The organism is Achromobacter deleyi (assembly GCF_902859705.1).
In the GTDB taxonomy this organism is placed as follows: domain Bacteria; phylum Pseudomonadota; class Gammaproteobacteria; order Burkholderiales; family Burkholderiaceae_B; genus Achromobacter; species Achromobacter deleyi.
This window is the reverse complement of sequence record NZ_CADIJO010000012.1, coordinates 180,627-200,438: the sequence shown is the minus strand read 5'-3', so window position 1 is coordinate 200,438 and position 19,812 is coordinate 180,627. Positions and strand designations below refer to the sequence as shown.

At 67.5% G+C, this 19,812-nt stretch carries 21 protein-coding genes; 8 read left to right on the top strand and 13 right to left on the bottom strand.

Annotated features, from left to right (window positions below):
• Nucleotides 1–13: 13 nt before the first annotated feature.
• Complete coding sequence (locus HV798_RS18585; RefSeq protein ID WP_175192040.1) at nucleotides 14–1,162, bottom strand: DSD1 family PLP-dependent enzyme; 1,149 nt, start codon at nucleotides 1,160–1,162, stop codon at nucleotides 14–16.
• A gap of 141 nt (nucleotides 1,163–1,303) precedes the next feature.
• On the opposite strand from HV798_RS18585, the gene HV798_RS18580 reads away from it, so the two are divergent.
• The gene (locus HV798_RS18580) at nucleotides 1,304–2,215 is read left to right on the top strand and encodes a LysR family transcriptional regulator (protein ID WP_025135979.1); all 912 of its coding nucleotides are present in this window, start codon (nucleotides 1,304–1,306) and stop codon (nucleotides 2,213–2,215) included.
• Nucleotides 2,216–2,248: 33 nt separating this feature from the next.
• Here HV798_RS18580 and HV798_RS18575 read toward each other — a convergent pair whose 3' ends face one another.
• Together HV798_RS18575 and HV798_RS18570 are read right to left on the bottom strand one after the other, a co-directional pair.
• Nucleotides 2,249–2,647: a RidA family protein gene (locus tag HV798_RS18575; RefSeq protein ID WP_175192039.1), complete on the bottom strand. Its 399-nt coding sequence runs from the start codon at nucleotides 2,645–2,647 to the stop codon at nucleotides 2,249–2,251.
• A 68-nt stretch (nucleotides 2,648–2,715) separates the two neighbouring features.
• Nucleotides 2,716–3,906 (bottom strand): MFS transporter, encoded by a 1,191-nt coding sequence (locus HV798_RS18570; protein ID WP_175192038.1) that lies wholly within the window; start codon nucleotides 3,904–3,906, stop codon nucleotides 2,716–2,718.
• A gap of 136 nt (nucleotides 3,907–4,042) precedes the next feature.
• Here HV798_RS18570 and HV798_RS18565 point away from each other — a divergent pair, with 136 nt between their 5' ends.
• The 3 genes from HV798_RS18565 to HV798_RS18555 all read left to right on the top strand — a co-directional run bounded on the left by HV798_RS18565 (nucleotide 4,043) and on the right by HV798_RS18555 (nucleotide 5,648).
• Nucleotides 4,043–4,630 (top strand): TetR/AcrR family transcriptional regulator, encoded by a 588-nt coding sequence (locus HV798_RS18565; protein ID WP_175192037.1) that lies wholly within the window; start codon nucleotides 4,043–4,045, stop codon nucleotides 4,628–4,630.
• A gap of 99 nt (nucleotides 4,631–4,729) precedes the next feature.
• Nucleotides 4,730–5,215: a hypothetical protein gene (locus HV798_RS18560; protein ID WP_175192036.1), complete on the top strand. Its 486-nt coding sequence runs from the start codon at nucleotides 4,730–4,732 to the stop codon at nucleotides 5,213–5,215.
• 127 nt (nucleotides 5,216–5,342) lie between these two features.
• Nucleotides 5,343–5,648 carry a hypothetical protein gene (locus HV798_RS18555; RefSeq protein WP_025135974.1) on the top strand — a complete coding sequence of 102 codons (306 nt, stop codon included), beginning with the start codon at nucleotides 5,343–5,345 and terminating at the stop codon, nucleotides 5,646–5,648.
• A gap of 24 nt (nucleotides 5,649–5,672) precedes the next feature.
• Here HV798_RS18555 and HV798_RS18550 read toward each other — a convergent pair whose 3' ends face one another.
• The 5 genes from HV798_RS18550 to HV798_RS18530 form a co-directional block, all read right to left on the bottom strand.
• Entirely contained in the window at nucleotides 5,673–5,930 is a 258-nt protein-coding gene (locus HV798_RS18550; protein WP_175192035.1) for a hypothetical protein, read from the bottom strand.
• 226 nt (nucleotides 5,931–6,156) lie between these two features.
• Entirely contained in the window at nucleotides 6,157–7,791 is a 1,635-nt protein-coding gene (locus tag HV798_RS18545) for a PqiB family protein (protein WP_175192034.1), read from the bottom strand.
• A 90-nt stretch (nucleotides 7,792–7,881) separates the two neighbouring features.
• The gene (locus HV798_RS18540; protein ID WP_025135971.1) at nucleotides 7,882–8,190 is read right to left on the bottom strand and encodes a DUF3892 domain-containing protein; all 309 of its coding nucleotides are present in this window, start codon (nucleotides 8,188–8,190) and stop codon (nucleotides 7,882–7,884) included.
• A 68-nt stretch (nucleotides 8,191–8,258) separates the two neighbouring features.
• On the bottom strand, nucleotides 8,259–9,116 hold the full coding sequence (gene kdsA / locus HV798_RS18535; protein WP_175192033.1) for a 3-deoxy-8-phosphooctulonate synthase: 858 nt from the start codon (nucleotides 9,114–9,116) through the stop codon (nucleotides 8,259–8,261).
• A 98-nt stretch (nucleotides 9,117–9,214) separates the two neighbouring features.
• Complete coding sequence (locus tag HV798_RS18530; protein WP_175192032.1) at nucleotides 9,215–9,778, bottom strand: cytochrome b; 564 nt, start codon at nucleotides 9,776–9,778, stop codon at nucleotides 9,215–9,217.
• Between the two features lie 83 nt (nucleotides 9,779–9,861).
• Here HV798_RS18530 and HV798_RS18525 point away from each other — a divergent pair, with 83 nt between their 5' ends.
• Nucleotides 9,862–10,488 (top strand): HD domain-containing protein, encoded by a 627-nt coding sequence (locus HV798_RS18525; protein ID WP_175192031.1) that lies wholly within the window; start codon nucleotides 9,862–9,864, stop codon nucleotides 10,486–10,488.
• A gap of 49 nt (nucleotides 10,489–10,537) precedes the next feature.
• Entirely contained in the window at nucleotides 10,538–11,755 is a 1,218-nt protein-coding gene (locus HV798_RS18520; RefSeq protein ID WP_175192030.1) for a DUF1444 domain-containing protein, read from the top strand.
• Between the two features lie 29 nt (nucleotides 11,756–11,784).
• Here HV798_RS18520 and aqpZ read toward each other — a convergent pair whose 3' ends face one another.
• Entirely contained in the window at nucleotides 11,785–12,495 is a 711-nt protein-coding gene (gene aqpZ / locus HV798_RS18515; RefSeq protein ID WP_175192029.1) for an aquaporin Z, read from the bottom strand.
• A 129-nt stretch (nucleotides 12,496–12,624) separates the two neighbouring features.
• Here aqpZ and HV798_RS18510 point away from each other — a divergent pair, with 129 nt between their 5' ends.
• Complete coding sequence (locus HV798_RS18510; protein ID WP_175192028.1) at nucleotides 12,625–13,254, top strand: LysE family translocator; 630 nt, start codon at nucleotides 12,625–12,627, stop codon at nucleotides 13,252–13,254.
• Nucleotides 13,255–13,402: 148 nt separating this feature from the next.
• Complete coding sequence (locus HV798_RS18505; protein ID WP_175192027.1) at nucleotides 13,403–14,410, top strand: Bug family tripartite tricarboxylate transporter substrate binding protein; 1,008 nt, start codon at nucleotides 13,403–13,405, stop codon at nucleotides 14,408–14,410.
• A gap of 33 nt (nucleotides 14,411–14,443) precedes the next feature.
• On the opposite strand, the gene HV798_RS18500 is transcribed toward HV798_RS18505, so the two are convergent.
• Genes HV798_RS18500 through HV798_RS18485 form a run of 4 tightly spaced genes read right to left on the bottom strand, consistent with a single transcriptional unit; the run spans nucleotide 14,444 to nucleotide 19,806 of the window.
• Entirely contained in the window at nucleotides 14,444–15,025 is a 582-nt protein-coding gene (locus HV798_RS18500) for a glycerol-3-phosphate responsive antiterminator (protein WP_025135962.1), read from the bottom strand.
• Between the two features lies 1 nt (nucleotide 15,026).
• A complete protein-coding gene (locus HV798_RS18495) occupies nucleotides 15,027–16,595 on the bottom strand; it encodes an FAD-binding oxidoreductase (RefSeq protein WP_175192026.1) in 1,569 nt (522 codons plus the stop codon).
• Nucleotides 16,592–18,271, bottom strand: a complete 1,680-nt coding sequence (locus tag HV798_RS18490) for a glycerol-3-phosphate dehydrogenase/oxidase (protein WP_175192025.1) — start codon at nucleotides 18,269–18,271, stop codon at nucleotides 16,592–16,594. The genes HV798_RS18495 and HV798_RS18490 overlap by 4 nt, the downstream gene beginning before the upstream one ends.
• Nucleotides 18,268–19,806, bottom strand: coding sequence for an FGGY family carbohydrate kinase (locus tag HV798_RS18485; RefSeq protein WP_175192024.1), 1,539 nt, complete (start codon nucleotides 19,804–19,806; stop codon nucleotides 18,268–18,270). The genes HV798_RS18490 and HV798_RS18485 overlap by 4 nt, the downstream gene beginning before the upstream one ends.
• Nucleotides 19,807–19,812 lie beyond the last annotated feature (6 nt).

Sequence of the window (19,812 nt, the reverse complement as noted above, 5' to 3'; positions counted from 1 at the left end):
TCCTTTTGCAGGCTTACCAACCGCGGAAACGTTCCCAGTGCGCCACGATGTCGCGGCTGCCGCTGTGCAGGACTTCGTAGGCGTCGTGCTGGGCGCAGGTGGCGCAGGCGTGATTCGGCACGATGCGCAGCTTGGTGCCCAGCGGCAGGTCCGGCAAGACGGCGCCGCTGCCGGCGCGCAGCTTGATGATGCCCTGCTCCTGGTTGGTCTCGGCCAACAGCAGGTCGGGATAGACCTTGCCGTCGGCATCGCATACCAGGCCGTACAACTGGTCCACCGGCTGCTTGGCGGTGCCGCGGTCGCGTGACATCGCCATCCACCCTGCATCCACCAGGATCCAGCCCTTGTCGGGCTGATGGCCGATCACCGTCGTCAGGACGGTGGCGGCAATGTCGTCCACCGAGCAGACGCCCAATCCGGCCATGACCAGGTCGAAGAAGACGTAGACGCCCGCGCGCACTTCAGTGACGCCATCCAGGTTGCGGGCGAAATGCGCGGTGGGGGTCGAACCGACGCTGACGACCGGGCACGGCAGGCCGTCCGCGCGGATCGCGTCGGCGCAGGTGACCGCGGCCAGGCGTTCTTGCTCCGCCATGTCGGCGATGGCCTCGAGGCTGCGGCAGCCATAGGACTCGCCGGCATGCGTCATGACGCCTTGCAGGCAGCCCGCGCCGTGCAACACCCGCGCAATGCTCAGCAGTTGGTCGGTGTGCCCCGGCTGCACGCCGGCCCGATGGCCGTCGCAGTCGATTTCGATCAGGGCGGGAATACCCGCCCCCTCTTGCCTGGCGCGCTCGGCAACGGCTTGCGCGGCCTGGATGCTGTCGACCACCACCGTGAGGTTGACGCCGCGGCCACGCAGGGCCAGGACGCGATCCAGCTTGGCCGGCGCCACGCCCACCGCATAGAGCAGGTCGGTGACACCGGCGGCGGCGAATTGTTCGGCCTCTTGCAGGGTGGACACCGCGGCCGGGCCTTGCGGGCTGGCCATGACGCGGCGGGCGACTTCGATCGACTTGGGCGTCTTCAGGTGCGGGCGCAACTGCACGCCGTGGCGAGCCATCAGGCCGTTCAGGCGCTCGATATTGCGCGTCATGCGGGTTTCGTCCAGCAGCAGGCAGGGCGTATCCAGGGTATCGAGGGTGGCAGAGGCAGCGGTCATGGCAGTGTCGGAAGAAAACGGGCGGGAACAGGCGGAAATCGAGGCGGGCGCCGCCCGGGCGCAACCGCATGCCGGCAGTATGGCGCGCCACGGGGCTTGCGTGTTTAATAAGGACTTAATCAATCATTAAGGCAATTCTGAATGATTACCACTGACGACCTGCGCTTTTTCCTGAGTCTGGCGGCCACCAGTTCACTGGCCCAGGCCGCACGCGCGCTGGATGTGACGCCGCCCGCCGTGACGCAGCGGCTGCATGCGCTGGAAAAACGGCTGGGCGTGCGGCTGGTGAACCGGTCCGGCCGCGGCACGGCGTTGACCGACGAAGGCCGCCTGCTGGCGCTGCGCGCCGGGCAGATCTGCGGCGAACTGAATGACCTGGCCGACGAGCTGGTCGGCCGCCGCGGCGTGGTGGCCGGTCACCTGCGGGTGGTGGCGCCGCTGGGTTTCGGCCAGCGCTACGTGGCGGACCTGGTGGCACAGTTTCGCCAGGATAGCGAAGACGTGACCGCCAGCCTGATCCTGTCCGACGGACCGCCGCGCCTGGCCAGCGACAACTGGGACGTCATGATCCACATCGGCGAGCTGCGCGATTCAACGCTGGTGGCGTATCCGCTGGCGCCCAATCGCCGCATCCTGTGCGCGTCGCCCGCCTACCTGGCGCGGCGCGGCGCCCCCGCCAAGCCTGAAGATCTGCGGGACCACGATTGCATCGCCCTGCGGGAAAACGAAGAAGACGTGACGTTGTGGCGCTTCAAGCGCGGCCGCGGACCGGCGGTGGGGGTGCGCATCGCGCCGGTGCTGTCGAGCAACGCCGGCGCGGCGGCCGTGGCCTGGGCATTGGCCGGCCATGGCATCGTGGCCCGGTCCGAATGGGATGTGGCCGAGCATGTGAAGAACCGCGACCTGGTGCCGCTGCTAGCAGGCTGGAACTTGCCCGAGGCCAATGTGGTGGCGCTGGTGAAGTCGCGCCAGGACCTGTCGGCCCGCACGGCGGGCTTTCTAGCCCACCTGCGCGAGGCCTTCGCCGCGACGCCGTGGCGCGACAAGGATTGAAGCTTGCGGACCCGGCGTTGCTTTGCGGCGGCGTCAGTCCAGCATGGCCTCGGCTTCGATTTCGACCAGCCATTCCGGCAGCGACAGGCCGCTGACGATGACCCACGACGAGGGCGGCGGGTCTTTCGGAAAGCGGTCGCGCAGGGCCTGGGCGATCACTTCCTGGTCTTCGCGGACCGTGTCGCAAATGTAGATGCGCAGCATGATGACCTGCGCCAGCGTGCCGCCGGCCGCGGCCAGGACGCGTTCGATATTGTCCAGCGCGGCCTCGGTCTGTTCCTGAAGACCGGGCCCGACGGTGCGTTCGTCGGCATCGACGCCGACCTGGCCGGACAGCAGCATGCGCCGCTGGCCGGTCACGATGACGGCCTGGCTGAAGCCGTATTGCACCGAGTTGAAGACAGTGTCGGGATTGACGACGGTTCGGGACATGGTTGTTCTCCTTGTAGGCGCCGCGCCCCGCGGCCCGGCGCTACCGGCATTCTAGAACCGCCAAGGGTTCACGCTGCCGCTGGTGCGGGTTTGGCGCCGCGCGCGGCATACAGGGCCACCAGCAACACGACGGCGCCCGCCCCCACCGCCGTCCAGAATCCCGCGCCCACGCCATGATGGTCAACGATCCAGCCCGCCAGGGCCGCCCCGGCCGCAACCCCTGCGCCCAGGCCCGTCACCAGCCAGGTCAGCCCTTCGGTCAAGCGGCGCCCCGGCACGCTGCCTTCGACCATCGCCATGGCGATGATCATGGTGGGCGCGAACGACAGGCCGGCCAGCAGGACGCCCAACGACAGGGTCAGCAGGTCCGCAACCAGCAGCAGCGGCACCGTGGTGAAGGCGGTGACGGTGGCGGCAATGGCCAACAGGCGAGCCAGCGGCATCTGGAATTTCAGCACGCCGAACGCCAGGCCGGCCACGCACGAACCCAGGGCGTAGGCTGACAGCACCACGCTGGCGCCTGCCGGCAGGCCCTGCTGGCGCGCGAACGCCACGCTCATCACGTCGATGGTGCCGACGATGACCCCCATGGCCGCCATCATGGTGGTCAGCTGCCGCATGACGGGCACGCTCAGCACCGACGCTTCGCGGCCTTCTTCGCGCGGCTGCACCTTGGGCGCGGTGGCGCGCTGCATGACGAACGCCGTGACGCCGACGCCCAGCAGCAGCGCCGCGCCGAGCGGGCCGGCCTCGGGAAACAGCAAGACGCACAGGCCCACCGCCACCGGCGGCCCGATGATGAAGCTGAGTTCATCAAAGACCGATTCCAGCGCGTAGGCCGTGCGCAGTTGCGGCTGGTCGCGGTAGATCTCGGTCCAGCGGGCCCGTGCCATGGCGGGCATGCTGGGCAGGCTGCCGGAAAGCGCCGCGAACACGAACAGCGTCCAGTCCGGCGCCCCCGCACGGACGCAGATTGCCAGACCGACCAGCCCCGCCACGCTGGCGCCGGCTGCCAGCGGCAGGACCCTGCCCTGGCCATGGCGGTCGACCAGGCGGGAAATGCGCGGCGCCAGCAATGCCGTCGCCAGCGCGAACGTGGCCGCCACGGCGCCGGCCAGGGTATAGGCGCCGCGGACCTGCGACAACATGGTGATGATGCCGATGCCGATCATCGGCAAGGCCAATCGGGCGACCGCGCACGCGGCGACAAAACCTGCGGCGCCGGGCGCCTTGAATAATTCGCGATAGGGATTGGACACCCGAAACCTCTGGGGATGTTGCAGGCCGGCGGGACAAGCCACCGGACAAATTGACATACGAAGCGTATGCAAGATCGTATTCACATACCGGCCGCATGTCAATTAACATACGCGGCGTATGCAACGGGAGCCCACCATGTCGCGATCGCGCGCCGAGATGATTGAAGAAACCCGCGGGAAGCTGCTGGCGACGGCGCGGGAATCGTTCCGCCGCGCCGGCTACGCGGGCACGTCGATGGACGATCTGACCGCCGCCGCCGGACTGACCCGAGGAGCGTTGTATCACCATTTTGGTGACAAGTCGGGGTTGCTGGCAGCGGTCGTCGAGCAGATCGACGGCGAGATGGATGAACGGCTGCAAACCATTTCCCGGCGCGCGCCCGATGCCTGGACGGGCTTGGTCGAACGCTGCCGCGCCTATCTGGAAATGGCGACCGAGCCGGAGATTCGCCGGATCGTGCTGCAAGACGCCCGCGCGGTCCTGGGCCACAACGGCAACACCGCGCAGGACCAATGCAGCGTGTCGCTGGGCGCGCTGCTGCAGACGCTGATGGAGGAAGGCCGCATCGGCCCGGCCGACCCGCGGGCGCTGGCCCGCATGCTTTATGGCGGCCTGGCCGAAAGCGCCTTCTGGATTGCCGCCGGGGACGATGCCGCAGACCGGCTGGCGCTGGCGTTGCAGGCCCAGGAACTGCTGCTGCAAGGACTGCGGCGCGAGCCGTGACGCCAGCGCCATCGACGCGCATAATGCGCCAAACCCACGCCCGCCCGACGCACGCGCCGTCCAGGGCCCCACTGACGACCTGACCGCCTGAACCGCACCATGAAGCTCCTGCGCCCCTACGCACTGGCCGCCCTGCTCTGCGGCGCCGCGCTGACCCCAGCCGCCGCCCAACCGCCGGCCCCCGACGCCGTGCAAGCCCTGGTGGGCAAATGGCGGCACCAGACCATGCTGCGCACCGTGGATGGGCAAGCGCTGGCACCGCAACCGGCCGGCGGTGCAGGCGTGGCGGAATTCCGCGCGGACGGCACCTGGTCGATGCAGGGCCCCGGCATGGTGTCCAGCGGCACCTACCGCTGGCTGGACGCCAAGCGCATCGAACAGACGCTGGAACAATCCACCAGCAAATACGAGCTGGGCGTGGCGTCCATCCGCTACGTGAAAATCCAGGGCGACCACCTGAGCCTGACGCGCGTGCAGGACCGCAAGGAAATGGACAAGCTCATGCCCCCGCAGGCGCCGGGGACCGCGCGGCCGGAAGAGATGATCGTCACCAATGTCTTTACCCGCTTGCCGACGGATCAGTAAGGTCTGCCGAACGGTGCCGGCCGACAAGCCACGTCGCCGAACGCCCGCGCACGCCTCGCCCGAACGCGGTATGGAACGATGCAACCTTCTTTGCTAGGCTGGGTCACATTGCTGGAGGCCACATTCCATGAACCCGAAGATTCGCGTGTTTTGCGTCCAACCATCGTCCGCCTCGGCGCGCTTTGCCTTCCTGGCGATCGCGCTGCGCTGGTCACTGGGCGCAACGCCCCGCCCTGAGCGTTTGCGGATCGGGCCGCATGACCTGGCGCCGGTCGGCTCGGAAGCCGCCTTCTGGATGTTCGCGCTGCGCCATGCTTTTTCGTCCCAGTCGGTGCTGGTGACGCGCGGCGACCACTGGGATGTGGCCGCCTCGGTCGATGGCGATGAAATTCGCGCCTTCGGCCGCAAGTTTGCGCTGCGCCAGTGCCTGTAGCCCCCTGCGCAGCAATGGCCGGCCCTAAGCCGGCGCCGGCGGCTTGCGGTGGTAGGCGGCCAGTTGCTCTGCGGTCCAGCGCTGCTTGGCCTCTTCCTGGCAACAGGTCCTGAACACCCGCGCCCCCACCTCCAGAAACCCCCGCACATCCTCCTCGGTCAGTTTGGCCTGCACTTTCAACAGGCAATCCGCATACGCGGACAAGATGCCGTCCCAGCCCTCGGGCTTGCCGGGCGCGACAGGCTTGCTGATCATGCGAGCCATCATTTCGTTATGGTCCATGCTGATTCCCCAGTGAAGCCGGGCCGCGGCCCCGAGGACCGTGCCGATCAGACAGGCCAACACCAGCAAGCGCCATGCCCACTGTGCGCCGGGGCACCCGTAAGGCTGCGCCCGCCGGTATCCCTTGGCAAAGATGCGCGACAGTGCAAAAACTACCATTGCCGCCGATACGGCTGCACTGGGTCCGGGACAGGCCGGCCGCAGTCCTTGCCGCCGGGGTGCGGCCTCAGCGCGCCGGCTTGGCCGAGTCCGGCCCGCGTCCCCGCAGCAAGGCTTCGGGGCGGGTCTGCAGGAAATCCGACAATTGCCGCAGCGACCGGGCGGCCCGGCCCAGTTCCCGCACCGCAGTGTCGGTGTCCACGGACAAGGTGCCATCGGGTTGCAGCATGCTGCCGACGGCCGCCAGCGACTGGCTGGCCTCGCGCAACAGCGCCTGCGCAGCCGGGGCCACCTGCGTATCCAGCCTGCGCGCCAGGCTGGATGCCGACCGCAACAGGCCGCTCAGTTCGGTGCCGATCGAGTCGAACGGCACCTTGTCCAGGCGGGTCATGATGCGATTGATCTGCTGCTGCAGCTGGTCCAGGTTGTTGGGCACGGTGGGCAGGAAAGGCACTTCCTCCATCGTGAAGGTGACCGATTTGGCGTCGGGAAACACCGACATCGCCACATACAGCTGGCCCGTCAGCAGGTTGCCGATGCGCAGTTGCGCGCGCAGGCCCCGTTCGACCAGCGACGTCAGCAGGCGCCCGGTGGGACGCGACAGGTCGGGGCCGGTGTATTCCTTGACCTCGCCCAGCACCTGCGCGCCCAGCCGCTGGGGATAGACGGTGGCGGACACCACCGCGTAGAACAGGCCGGTGGTGTTGTCGAAATCCAGGTTGATCGCGTCGACCTGCCCCAGCGTCGCGCCGAAGGCGTCGATGGGCGCGCCGACCGCCAGCCCGCGCACCGATTGGTCAAAGCGCAGGCGTATCCGCAAGGGTTCGCCATCGGGCTGCGCCCGGGCGGCTTCTTCATTGGGGAACAGCCCGAACGCGGCGCCGGCCTGCGCGGGCGGGTGCTCGCGGGCATCGAAGGTTTCGAACGCCAGGCCGCCAATCGCCACCGACAGCAACGATTGAGAACGTACCTTCAGCCCGCGCGAATCCACGCTGAAGTCGATGCCGCCGGCATTCCAGAAGCGCGTGCCGGCATTGACATAGGCATCGTAGGGCGTGTCGACGAACACCTCGACCGTCACGCCCGCGCCGCCGCGTTCCAGTTGATAGCCGATGACCTCGCCCACCGCGACGCGGCGGTAATAGACCGGCGACCCGATTTCCAGCGACCCCAGGTCGCGGGCCTGCAAGGCAAAGCGCTTGCCGCCGCGGTCCTGCGACACCTGTGGCGGGGTTTCCAGGCCGGTGAATGCAGTCTTGGAAGCCGCCTTGGCGCCGTCCTTGCGCGGGCCGGCGGGGTCCACGCCGATGTAGGCGCCGGACAGCAGCGTGCCCAGGCCGGATACGCCATTGAGCGTCAGGCGCGGCCGCACCACCCAGAAGGCCGTGCCGTCGCGCAGCAGGTCGGCGGCGTCTTGATTCAGGCGGATGGTTGCCACCACGCCGGAGCGGTCGTCGTTGAGCGCCACGCGCTCGACCATGCCGACCACCACTTCCTTGAAGCGGACCTGGGTCTTGCCGGCTTCTAGGCTTTCGGCGGTTCGAAAGGCGATGGTGGCGGTGGGGCCGGCCGCCAGCCAGGCATGTAGAACCAGTAGTAAGCCACCGACGGCGGCCACGACGGGCACGAGCCAGATCCAGGAAACGCGCCGTCTGCGGGCACGGGGGGCCGCGGTGGCGCTGGCAAGTTCCGACTCGGACATGCAGACCCCCTTCTGGCGGTGACTCCAGCAGGGTCGCGCCGCGGCCGGTGCCGCGCAAGCAGGGTATTCCCGAAGCCGAAAGCCGGCGTTCTAGAACTCGGGCAGGTCGAACACCGTGTGCAGCGTGGAGCTGGGCGCCGGCACCGACGCCAGGTGCTCGCGTCCGTCGTCGTCGACCAGCACGCGCACGGGGCGGGAAGCGACCGACAGGCCGTCGACGCTGATCATGGTTTCGACGTCGGCGCCGGCCTTGATGGCCTCGATGACCTCGGACGCCGCCGCGGTGACAGGGTCGCTGACCCACCCAGGTACGCCGCGTTCGGCCAGCCCCCAGCGCACATAGGCGACATGGCCGCTGACGGGTTCTTTACGAACGGCGACGATCGCGTAAAAAGACATCCAGGCCTCCCTAAAGTAATTGGCCCGGATCGTATAACAACTTGGCTGACCTGCGATGACAATCCGGGTCAGGGCTCGATGTCGATGGGCGCAAAGGATTTCACCAGATCGTCCAGCTGCTTGAGCTGGGTCAGGAACGGCTCGAGCTTGTCGAGCGGCAAGGCGCTGGGGCCGTCGCATTTGGCGTTCCTGGGGTCGGGGTGGGCTTCCAGGAACAGCCCCGCCAGGCCTACGCCCATGCCGGCCCGCGCCAGGTCGGCCACTTGCTCGCGGCGTCCGCCAGAGGCAGCGTCCAGCGCCGAACGCTGCTGCAGCGCGTGGGTGACGTCGAAGATCACCGGGCGATTGCCCGATACCTTCTTCATGACGCCAAAGCCCAGCATGTCGACCACCAGATTGTCGTAGCCGAAGCTGGTGCCGCGGTCGCACAGGATCAATTGTTCGTTGCCGGCTTCGGTGAATTTTTCAACGATGTTCAGCACTTGCGTGGGGCTGAGAAACTGCGGCTTCTTGATGTTGATGACGCGGCCGGTCTTGGCCAGCGCCACCACCAGATCGGTCTGTCGCGCCAGGAAGGCCGGCAGTTGCAGGATGTCGGCCACTTCGGCAACGGGCGCCGCCTGCCACGGTTCGTGCACGTCGGTGATGACCGGCACGCCGAATTCCTTCTTGACCGCCTCGAAGATCTTCATGCCCTCTTCCAGGCCCGGGCCGCGGTAGGAATGGATCGAGGAGCGGTTGGCCTTGTCGAACGAGGCCTTGAACACGTAAGGAATACCCAGCTTGGTGGTCACGCGCTGGTATTCCTCGCAGGAACGCAGGGCGAGATCCAGGGATTCCAGCACGTTGATCCCGCCGAACAGCACGAAGGGCTGGTCGTTGGCGCAGGTGATCGAGGGCGAGATGACGACTTCCGGGGCGGTCATGATGAGGCGATCCTGTAAAGGTGAAGCAGGTAATAGTGCGTAATGTACAACCTGCCCACCCCCGATCCGGCTGCCTGGCGTGCCTTTTTTGGCTCGCTTCAGCGGCTGGAGGTCATGCGGCGCAGCACGCCGTCGCGCAGCACGTAGTGGTGGAACAAGGCGGCCACCGCGTGGATACAGGCCAGCACGATGATGCTCCAGGCCACGGTGTTGTGCAGGCCGCCAATGAAGCGCCGCTGTTCGTGGTCGATGCTGATCAGCGTGGGGATGTCGAACAGGCCGAAGAAGGCGAAGGGCTCGCCCTGGGCCCACCGGAACAGGAAGCCCAGCACGATCTGCGCCGCCAGCAACAGGTACAGCAAGCCGTGCATGCCTGAACTGGCCACCCGCAGCCACCCCGCCCCGGCCGGCGGCAGCCGCCGGCCCGCGCCCAGGCGCCACACCGCCCGCAGCACGAACACCGCGGCAAACAGCAAGCCGAACGAGATATGCAGCGATTGCAAGAGGCGCCGCGTGGGCGTGCCGCGCGGCAGGAAGCCCCAGATTTCGGCCAGGGCGAACAGCCCGACCACCAGGATGACCGTCAGCCAATGAAAGGCGATGGTGGCCCGGTCGTAGTGCAGGTCGGCGGCAGGGACGGTCGGGATGGCGGCGTCAGTCACAAGATACACTCGTTGGCGATGGGCCTGTCTATCCAGGCAACGCCCGCCAGAATATTGATATCAGACTTACGACAACCTGATTCATGGACACCGACACTCTCCAGGGCCGGCTGGAATTTCTCCGCCAGGCCGAACGACTCAAAGACGTGCTGCGCAGCGCCCATAGCTCCGGCGGCCGCCAGGAAAGCACCGCGGAACACACCTGGCGCCTGTGCCTGATGGCAATGATGCTCGAAGAAGGCCTGACGGGCCTGGACTTCGCCCGCATCCTCAAGCTGTGCGTCATCCATGACCTAGGCGAGGCCATCCACGGCGATGTGCCCGCGATCCGGCAGACACCCGGCCTGGACAAGGGCGCCCAGGAACGCCAGGACCTGCTGACCCTGGCCGGGCCGCTGGATGCCCCCGCCCGCGCCCAGCTGCTGGCCTTGTGGGACGACTACGAAAACGCCTCGTCGCCCGAAGCTCGCGCCGTGAAAGCCATGGACAAGCTGGAAACCCTGCTGCAACATAACCAGGGCGCCAACGACCCCGATTTCGACTACGCCTTCAATCTGGACTACGGCCGCAAGTACACCGACGCCCTGCCGCTGTTTCGCGAATTGCGCCGGCTGGTGGACGCCGACACCCAGGCCCGCATCCGCGAGCAAGCCGCTGCCCGAGCGGCCGACGCCCCGCAACGCTCGCTTCCCGACCGCGATGTGACGTAGCCGAACGCCGCCGCGCCCGACGGCACCGCCTCAACCACCCGAGAAAAGCATGGGATTCCTAGATTCGCTGTTACGGCGCAAGCCGACACAGGACCAGTTCGCCGAGCTTTTCATTGCCGCCGTACGCCAGCGCGGTTACACGGGCGACCTGGCCTACAAGGCCGACGAATTCCGCCTGTTGCAGGGCGAAGGCTCGTATTTCAACCTGCACAACGCCTATCACGCCTACTGCAACGCCCCGGGCGGACAGCGACAAGGCGCCCTGCAAGGCTTCGTGTCCACCCTGCTCAGCAGCGGCCAGGCGGTGCCGCAATCGCTGGCCGAGGCCCGCCCGCTGCTGCGGCCTGTGATCCGCAATCTGGGTGCCATCGAAGACGTGCGCATGCATCATGTGCGCACCGATGGCAACGACGCCGATTTCCACCCCGCGCTGCGCCCTTTCGGCGATGACTGCGTCGTGTTGCTTGCGCTGGACCACCCTGAATCGATCTCGACGCTGACCAACGGCCCCGAGGCGGCGTGGGGCATCTCGTTCGACCAGGCGCTGGCGATTGCCATCGACAACCTGCGCGACTCGGCCGATGACTTCATGGAAGTGGCGCCAGGGGTCTACAGCGGCGGTTGGGAAGACGGCTACGACACCAGCCGCGCACTGCTGCCCGACATGCTTGAGCGCGTGCCGGTACGCGGCCGTCCGGTATTCATGATGCCCACTCGCGACCTGCTCCTGGTCAGCGGCGACAACGACGACGCCGGCCTGATGAAGATGGCTGAACTCTGTCAACAGGTCGTGCCGCATGGCCGCCCGGTGTCGCCGCACATGTATCACTACACCGACGCGGGCATCGAACGCTACCAGCCCCCGCAAGACGCGACGCGCCGCCAGTTGAATCACCTGGCGCGCCTGTTGGCCAAGGGCGACTACGACGCCCAGAAGGAAACCCTGGACCGCATCCACGAAGAACAGGGCGTCGACATTTTTGTCGCCAACTACAACCTGTTCACGCAGAACGACGACGCCACGGCGTCTTTCTCGGTGGCTTCCTGGACGCGCGGCGTGGATACATCACTACCCCAGGTCGACCGCCTGGCGCTGGTGCGCCCGGATGCCGACGACGAGATCGGCGAAGTCCGCGTGGTCGACTGGGAACAGGCGCTGGCGGTGCTGGCGCCCTTGCTGGAACGGGAAGAGGTGTACCCGGTGCGCTACCGCACGCGGGGGTTTCCCAGCGACGCGCAGGTGATGCAGTTGCAGGCGCTGGACTGAGCGCCGATCCGGGCTGACGCCCCTCGCCTCTACCGCTGAGTCGCCGGCTCACTCACCAGGCGATACGCCAGCGCGCCAATGATTGCCCCGGCGATCGGCGCGACCCAGAACAGCCACAGTTGCTCCAGCGCCCAGCCGCCCACGAACAGTGCCGGGCCGGTGGAACGCGCCGGGTTCACCGACGTATTGGTGACGGGAATGCTGACCAGGTGGATCAGCGTCAAGGCCAGGCCGATGGGGATGGCGGCAAAGCCCGCCGGGGCGCGTTTGGCGGTGGCGCCCAGGATCACGAACAGAAAGCCCGCGGTCATGACGACCTCGGTCACCAGCGCCGCGCCCATCGAGTATTTGCCCGGCGAATACGCGCCGTAGCCGTTGGCGGCGAAATGGCTGCCCTTCAGGTCGAATCCGAGCTTGCCGTCGGCAATGACCGCCAGCACCGCCGCTGCCGCGATGGCTCCCAGGACCTGGGCCACAACGTAAGGCAGGATTTCCCGGGCGGGGAAACGGCCGCCCGCGACCAGGCCGACGGTGACCGCGGGATTGAAGTGGCCGCCCGAAATGTGCCCGACCGCAAAGGCCATGGTCAGCACCGTCAGGCCGAACGCCAGCGCCACGCCGGCAAAGCCGATGCCCAATTGCGGAAAGCCCGCCGCCAGCACGGCCGCGCCGCAACCGCCCAGCACCAGCCAGAACGTGCCGAAGAATTCTGCGCCGCAGCGCTTTGATAGTGGGTACACGATTCGCCCTCCAAGCTGAAAACTCGATGGTCGGCCAAAGCGGCGCCGGCAACTTCAAAGCAATGCAAATTCCTTTCGATTGTTGACATTGCTATGCTTGGCGCTGTTTTCCTACCCTCACCATGACCGATGGACGCCACCACGCTATTGCTATATGTCGTCACCGTGAGCGCCGTCATGGTCAGCCCCGGCCCCTCCATGCTGCTGGCGCTGAACAACGGCGCTTGCCACGGCATGCGCGTCGCAGGCTTTGGTATTGCCGGCGCGATGTTGTCTGATTTGTTGCTGATCGGCGCGGTGGGCTGCGGCCTGGGCGCGCTGCTGCAAGCATCGGAACAATTGTTCAGCGTCGTCAAATGGGGCGGCGCGGCGTACCTGCTGTATCTGGCCTGGGCCATCTGGCATTCACCGGCGCGCGCCTTGCAGGTCAATGCGGCGCAGGTGTCCGCCACTGGCAGGAAGGCCTTTCTGCGGGCCCTGTTCGTGGGCCTGTCGAACCCCAAGGGCATCCTGTTCTTCTCGGCTTTCCTGCCGCAATTCATCCAGCCGGCCGCGCCCGTCGCGCATCAGTACGTGGTGCTGGCGCTGGTCAGCGCCGCCATCGACTGCGTGATGATGTGCCTGTATGCCTATGGCGGCCGCCACGCCATGCGCGCGTTTTCGGCCCGGGTGATGACCTGGGTCAACCGCGGCTGCGCCGGCATGCTGGCGTTGCTGGCGCTGGGCTTGAGCCTGTATCGGCGCAGCGAATTACGCTGAATTACCGACGTCAAAGGCCGTTTGACATGCTGTCAACCTGACCTCGCATTGTAAAAAACACGTCGCAAGACAAGAATCCTGGAACGAGCGCGACAGCGGCGTGGCGATCCCGCCCCGCCGCCTCACGCGCCGATCCGGAGACATGCGCATGACCCAGGGCAACACCGTACGATCCCGCCGCCGCTGGCTTACGGGCAGCGCACTGGCCCTGCTGGGGCTGGCGCTGGCTGGCCCGCTGCACGCCGAGGCCGCATGGCCCACGAAACCCATCCGCATCATCGTGCCCTACAACGCGGGCGGCGCCACCGACATCGTGGCGCGCATGGTGGCCGAACGCCTGTCGAACCGGCTGGGGCAGCCGGTGCTGGTGGAAAACCGCGGGGGTGCATCGGGCATCATGGGCACCGATGCCGCAGCCAAGGCCGCGCCCGATGGCTATACGCTGACCGTGTCGCTCAGCTCTTCGCTGATGCAGAACCAGTTCCTGTACCACCACCTGCCTTACCAGACGCTGCGCGACTTCGTCCTGATTTCGCAAATTGCCATCGCGCCCGTGACGCTGGTGGCGCACCCCAGCGTGCCGGCCAAGGACGGTCCAGCGTTGCTGGCGTACGTGCGCGCCCATCCCGGCAAGGTGGCCTATGGTTCGTGGGGCGTTGGCTCGTACGGACACCTGGGCTTGGCCTATCTCGATGCCTCGCAGCACGGCGACATGACCCATGTGGCCTACAAGGGCGAATCGGCCATGCTGCAGGACCTGATCGGCGGCCGCATCCAGCTGGCGTTCGCCAGCGCGCTGGGCACCAAGCCGTACATCGACAACGGCCGGCTCAAGCTCATCGGCGTCACCGGCGACAAGCGCATGGACGTGCTGCCCGATGCCCCCACGCTGGCCGAACAGGGCCTGCGCGAAGATGCCTACCGCCTGGTTGGCTGGGTGGCGCTGGCCGCCCCCAAGGACACGCCCGCCCCCATCGTCGCGCGCCTGGCCCGCGAAATGCACGACATGGTGCGCACGCCGCAGGTGCAGGCCCGGTTGATCGACATGGGCTTCATCCCCACGGGCAACTCGCCCACGGAATTCGTGGCGAACTACCAGCAGGAATTGCCCGTGTGGAAGACGCTGGTGGAACAGTCCGGCGCGCGGCTGGACTGACGTCCGCCACGGCCGGCCGAAAGCGCTGCGGCGCTATCGCAGCGCTTTCGGGTCCACGCTCCACAGCACCGCGTCGCTGGTCGACACCGCCACCGCGCCCTGTTTCAATGCGGCGGCCACGTCCCCCTGGTTGCAGACAAAGCCCGACGCCACGATGGGCGGCAGCGCCTTCAGGTCCTGCGGCGCCATGTGAGCCAGCATCGGCGCCGGCATGATCTGCACCAGGTTGGGGTCGCTCTGTTCCAGCGCCTTGACGCTGCGCGGCCAGGTGGACCGGTCGGTCACGAACACCTTCTGCATCGTCACCATGCCGGCGCGATTGGCACGCTGGATGGTGGCAACGCGAGTGGACACCAGGCTGGCCACGCCGATGTCGGCCAGGTAGTCCACGCCGCCCTTGTCCTGCGACAGGCCTTCGCAGCTGTCGATGTTGACGATGACGTACTTGCCCGCCCGATTCAAGGCGGCGATCACCGGCGCAAGCTTGCGCAGCTCGACGTTGGCCACGATGCCGATCTCGGCTGCGCTGCCCACGAAGGCGTTGATCTGCTCCGGCCCGTACAGCGTGGCAATGACCGGATGCCGCGAAAGGCATGCCCCGAGTGACCTGTCCATGTTATTGCCTGCCCTGATCGTAGAAGAGTTCGTCCGTCAGGCCGAGCTTTCCCGGGTTGAGGATGTTTTTCGGATCCAGCGCCCGCTTCACCGCGAGCAGCACCGCGAAGGCCGGCCCCAGCGATTCGCGCATGTATGGCGCGCGCAGCAGGCCCACCCCATGGTGGTGGCTGAGCGCGGCATTATATTTAATCAACACCGCGTTGGCGGCGTCCCAGGCCTGCCGATACCACGAGACCCGGTCTTCGACAGCGACTTCGCCGCGCAGCGAAAAATACAGGCACGCGCCGTCCCCGTACGCATGCGACTGGTGCGCCGACCCGGCCAGCGTGCCCGGCACCGCATTGATGGCGGCCACGACCTCGTCGTAGATCGCGGGCAGGTCGCTCCAGCGCCCCGCCATTTCCAGCGTATCGGCCACGAAACCCGGGCTGCGCTTGAAGCCTTCGGCGCTTTTGCCCGTCAGGTAACGGGTTTCCAGCCAGCGTTCGAACACCGCCTCGCCGTCCAGCGGTTCGCCCGTTTCGCGGCACACGGCTTCACTGATCTGCATGACGGCATCGACGACAGGCTGTGGCCCCTCGTCGGCCACCAGCAGCACGTTCAGGTCCGGCTGATTGAACTGCACCCCGCTTTCCAGTTCGTCGTACAGCCGCAGCGCCGCCGGGTTGGCGCCGCGCTGCATGATCTGGCGGCAGGCCTCCAGGCCCGCCGCGAAGGTCTTGAAGCCGTAGGCGATGGCACGGCCGTAATCGGGCAGCCGGTGCAGTTTCAGGCGCACGCGCACCACCACGCCCAGCGTGCCTTCCGAACCGATGAAGACCTGTTGCAGGTCCGGCCCCAACGCTGCACGGGAATAGCCGCCCACGGTGATCAGGCTGCCGTCGGCCAGCACCACGTCCATGCCGAACACCATGTCTTCGATCTTGCCGTAGCGCGTGGACAACTGCCCTGCCCCGCGGCACGCCACCCAGCCGCCCACCGTGCTGATACCGAACGACGACGGCCAATGGCCCATCGTCAGGCCGAAATCGCGCTGGATGGTCTGTTCGAACACATCGCCGAACATGCCGGCCTCGACCTCGACGATCTGGCTTTCGCGGTCGATGCCGATCAACCGGTTCAACTGGCAGACGTCCAGCACGATGCCGCCGCGCAGCGGCAGTGCGGCGCCGGTGACGTTGCTGCGGCCGGCCGATACGGTGACGGGGATGGCAGCCGCGTGGGCGATACGCATCACGGCCTGGATCTGCGCCACGGTCGACACTTTGACGATCACCGCGTGCGGCGTGGCGGGCCGGCCCGCCGTTTCGGTCATCATCGACCCGGCCCACCAGTCGCGCGTCCAGGCCACCGCGTCGGCGGTGGCGGTCAGCACCTCGTCTGCCGCGGCGCGCAGCGCCTGGATCTGCTCAGGCGCCACCGCGACCGGGTCGCGTTGCAGGCCGGGTTGCGTGCCAGGTTGCGTGCCGGTCTCTTTCAAACCCGCCGCATAGCCCGGCGGCGTGTGCGCGCCCACCACGTAGTTGCCACGGTTGTAACCGCGCTTGATTGCCTCTTTGCTGATCACGAGTCGTCTCCCATTAGTACGGACTTTTCATGTTGGATCGCGGCGCGGTAGCCGTTCACTTGCCGCGCCACTTCGGTATCGGACAGGCCCAGTTCGGCCTGCAGAATCTGGCCCACGCGCGCCGCGGCCAGCGCCGAGGCATCGCGCGCCATCAGCCGCGCCCGCATGCGGCGCGACAGCACGTCTTCAACGGTGGCCGCCAATTCGTGGCGCACGGCGTACAGGGCTTCGGCCTCGGTGTAAGGCAGCCCGGCCACCAACGGTGCGGTCAGCGCCGGGTCTTGCTGCATCAGGTCGCTGACAAAACGCGCCTCGGTGCCGTAGCGTTCGCCCAGGTGCGCCGACAGGCCGCCCGAGGCCACGATGGCTTGCGGGTCGTAGCCCGCCGCGCCCAACAGGAAGGCGCTGGCGGTGATGCAGCGCGCCTTCTTGCCCAGCACCTTCTGCGCGGCGTCGATGGTCTGCTCGGCCATGTGGCGCGATGTCGTCAGCTTGCCGCCCACGATGGTCACCAGGCCGTCGGCTGCCACCCGGATTTCGTGGTTGCGCTTGATTTCCAGCGTCTTGCCGCCCGGCGGCGCCACCAGCGGACGGCAGCCGGCGATGCTGCCCACCACGTCGTCGGCACACAGATCGGTCTTGAGCGCCGAGCGGGCGCCTTCCAGCAGGAAGTCCAGCTCGCGGCGGGTGCAATGGACGTCGTCCAGGTCGCCGTCGTAGTCTTCGTCCGTCGTGCCCAGGTAGGACACGTTGCCCCACCGCGTGATGGTGGCGCGGCGGCTGCGTCCGGGCACGGGAATCGTCACGGTGCAGTCGTTGCGCACCTTCAGCCACGGCACCGCCACATGCACGCCCTTGGCCGGACGGATGTGCAGCGCCTGCGGATCGTCCTTGCGGCTGCCGTTCCAGTCGCGCAGCCACACCCCGGTGGCCATGACGACCACTGCGGCCCGCACGCGGATTTCGGTCTGCCCCGCCTGCACGATGGCGCCGTCGACCCGACCGTGGGCGTCTCGCGTGACCTCGACCGCCTTGGCATGGTTCAGCACGGCCGCACCATGGAAAGCCGCGGTGCGCGCGACCGCCAGCGTGAGCCGCGCGTCGTCCACCCGTGCGTCGAAATACAGGAAGCCGCCCAGCAGGCCATCCAGCTTGAAGGTCGGGCAATGCGACAGCACCTCGGCCGGCGTCAGCTTCTGGTGCAGGATGCCTTCGCGCCAGCCGCCTGCCAGGTCGTAGGTCCACAGCAGGCTTTCGAAGGCCTTGGCCAGCCGCTTGTCGAACACCCCGTCGCGTTCCAGGATGGGAAACAGGAAAGGCAGGCGTTGCACCAGATGGCGGGCATTGCGGCGCAGCCGCTGGCGCTCGTGCAGCGAATGGCGCACCAGCCCCAGGTTGCCCTGTTCGATGTAGCGCAGCCCGCCGTGCACCATCTTCGAAGACTTCGACGACGTGCCCGACGCAAAGTCGTCTTTTTCCACCAGCGCCACGCGATAGCCGCGCAGGCTGGCATCCAGCGCGGCGTAGGCGCCCGTGATGCCGCCGCCGATGATCAACATATCGAACTGCTCGCTGCCCAACCGGTCCGACTGCTCCTGGCGGACCAGCCGCAGCGGTTCGCCGCGGGTCATGTCGGCCCGGTCCTTCCTGGGCTTTCTTGATGGCCACCCGATCATGTGCGCAATGCCTCCTGTTTGTCGTGGGGGTACAGGCCCGCATGGGCCAATTCGGATTCAACGCGCGAATGCCACAGCGCCCGCCGCCGGGCGCGCGCGTCGGCCGCCAGCGATGGCAGGAACACCGCGTCGGTGGCGGCGGTATCGCGCGCCGCCTGCAACGACGGCCAGAACAGGCCCGAGGCGCCTGCCAGGAACGCCACGCCGCGCAGGCTGGCGCGGTCGGCTTCCTGCATGCGGCGTATCGGAATGCCCAGCAGGTCCGCCTGGATGCGCAGAAGCGGATCGCTGCACGACAGGCCGCCCCCGACCACCAGTTCCGACACCTGCACGCCCGACACTTCCTCGTCCGCCTCGATGCAGCTGGCGACCGAATGGGCGATGCCTTCCAGAATGGCGTAGGCCACCTCGGCCTGCGTGGTTGCCATGGAGATGCCAGTCAGCGACGCGCGCGCCCCGGCTTCCATGCGCGGCACCCGCAAGCCCGTCAGGGCCGGAATGAACGTCACGCCGCCGGCGGATTCGGCCGTGGCGGCCAAGGCACTGATTTCCTGCGCGTTCTGGAACCACTTCAGCTTGTCGCAGACCCAGTTCAAGGCCGACCCGGTCGTGGCGACAAACGTCTCGACCGCGAAGTGCGAGACCTGATCCTGGCGCCGCGCCGTCATGGTCAACGAGCCTTCGTAGCGGCCGCTGTTCACGGGGGGCTGGGGCCCGATGATCAAGTCGACAAAGCTGCCGGTGCCGTGCACGCACATCGCCTGCCCGCGGTCCAGGCACCCCAGCCCGACGGCGCCGGCATGCTGGTCCCCCGCCGATGCGCGGATCGGCACGGCGATGCCCAGCAGATCTGTGCGGGTATGGCCGAAGTCATCGGCTTCCTGGCGCAGGGCGGGCAGCAGTTCACGCGGAAATTCCAGCGCGTCGATCCAGTCCAGGTAATAGCAATGGTCGGCCAGCACGTACGCGCCGGCAGAGGTGGCGTTGGTGGGCGTCGTGACGCATTCGCGGCGGTCCGACAGGTGCCACAGCAGCCAGGTATCGACCGTGCCGAATGCCAGCCGCCTTTCGCGCCAGGCCTGCGCCACCGCGGGCGTATCGCGCAGGTGGCGCGCGGCCCACAGATACGGCGAACGCACGCCGGCCGGACGCCCTACCTGCGCAAGCAGACGCGCATTCCAGGCCGGGGCCAGGCGATCGAGTTCATCGACGTAGCGCGTGTCCTGCCACACCATCGCCGGCACCAACGCACGGCCGGTGGTGGTGTCCCACAGCACCGACGTCGCGCGTTGCGTGGCCAGCGCCAGCGCCGCAATCTCGCGGCCATCCTGGCGCGCCTGTTCGACGACCTGGCGGCATACCTGCACCGTCCGTTCCAGGATGGCGTTGGCGTCCTGCTCGACCACGCCAGGTCGCGGCGTATCGACCTGGAGCGACAGGTACTGCTGCCCCGATACATGGCCGTCGCCCGACACCAGGGCCGCGCGGGTCCCCGAGGTGCCGGCATCGATGGCCAGGATCACGTCTTTGTGCATAGTGTC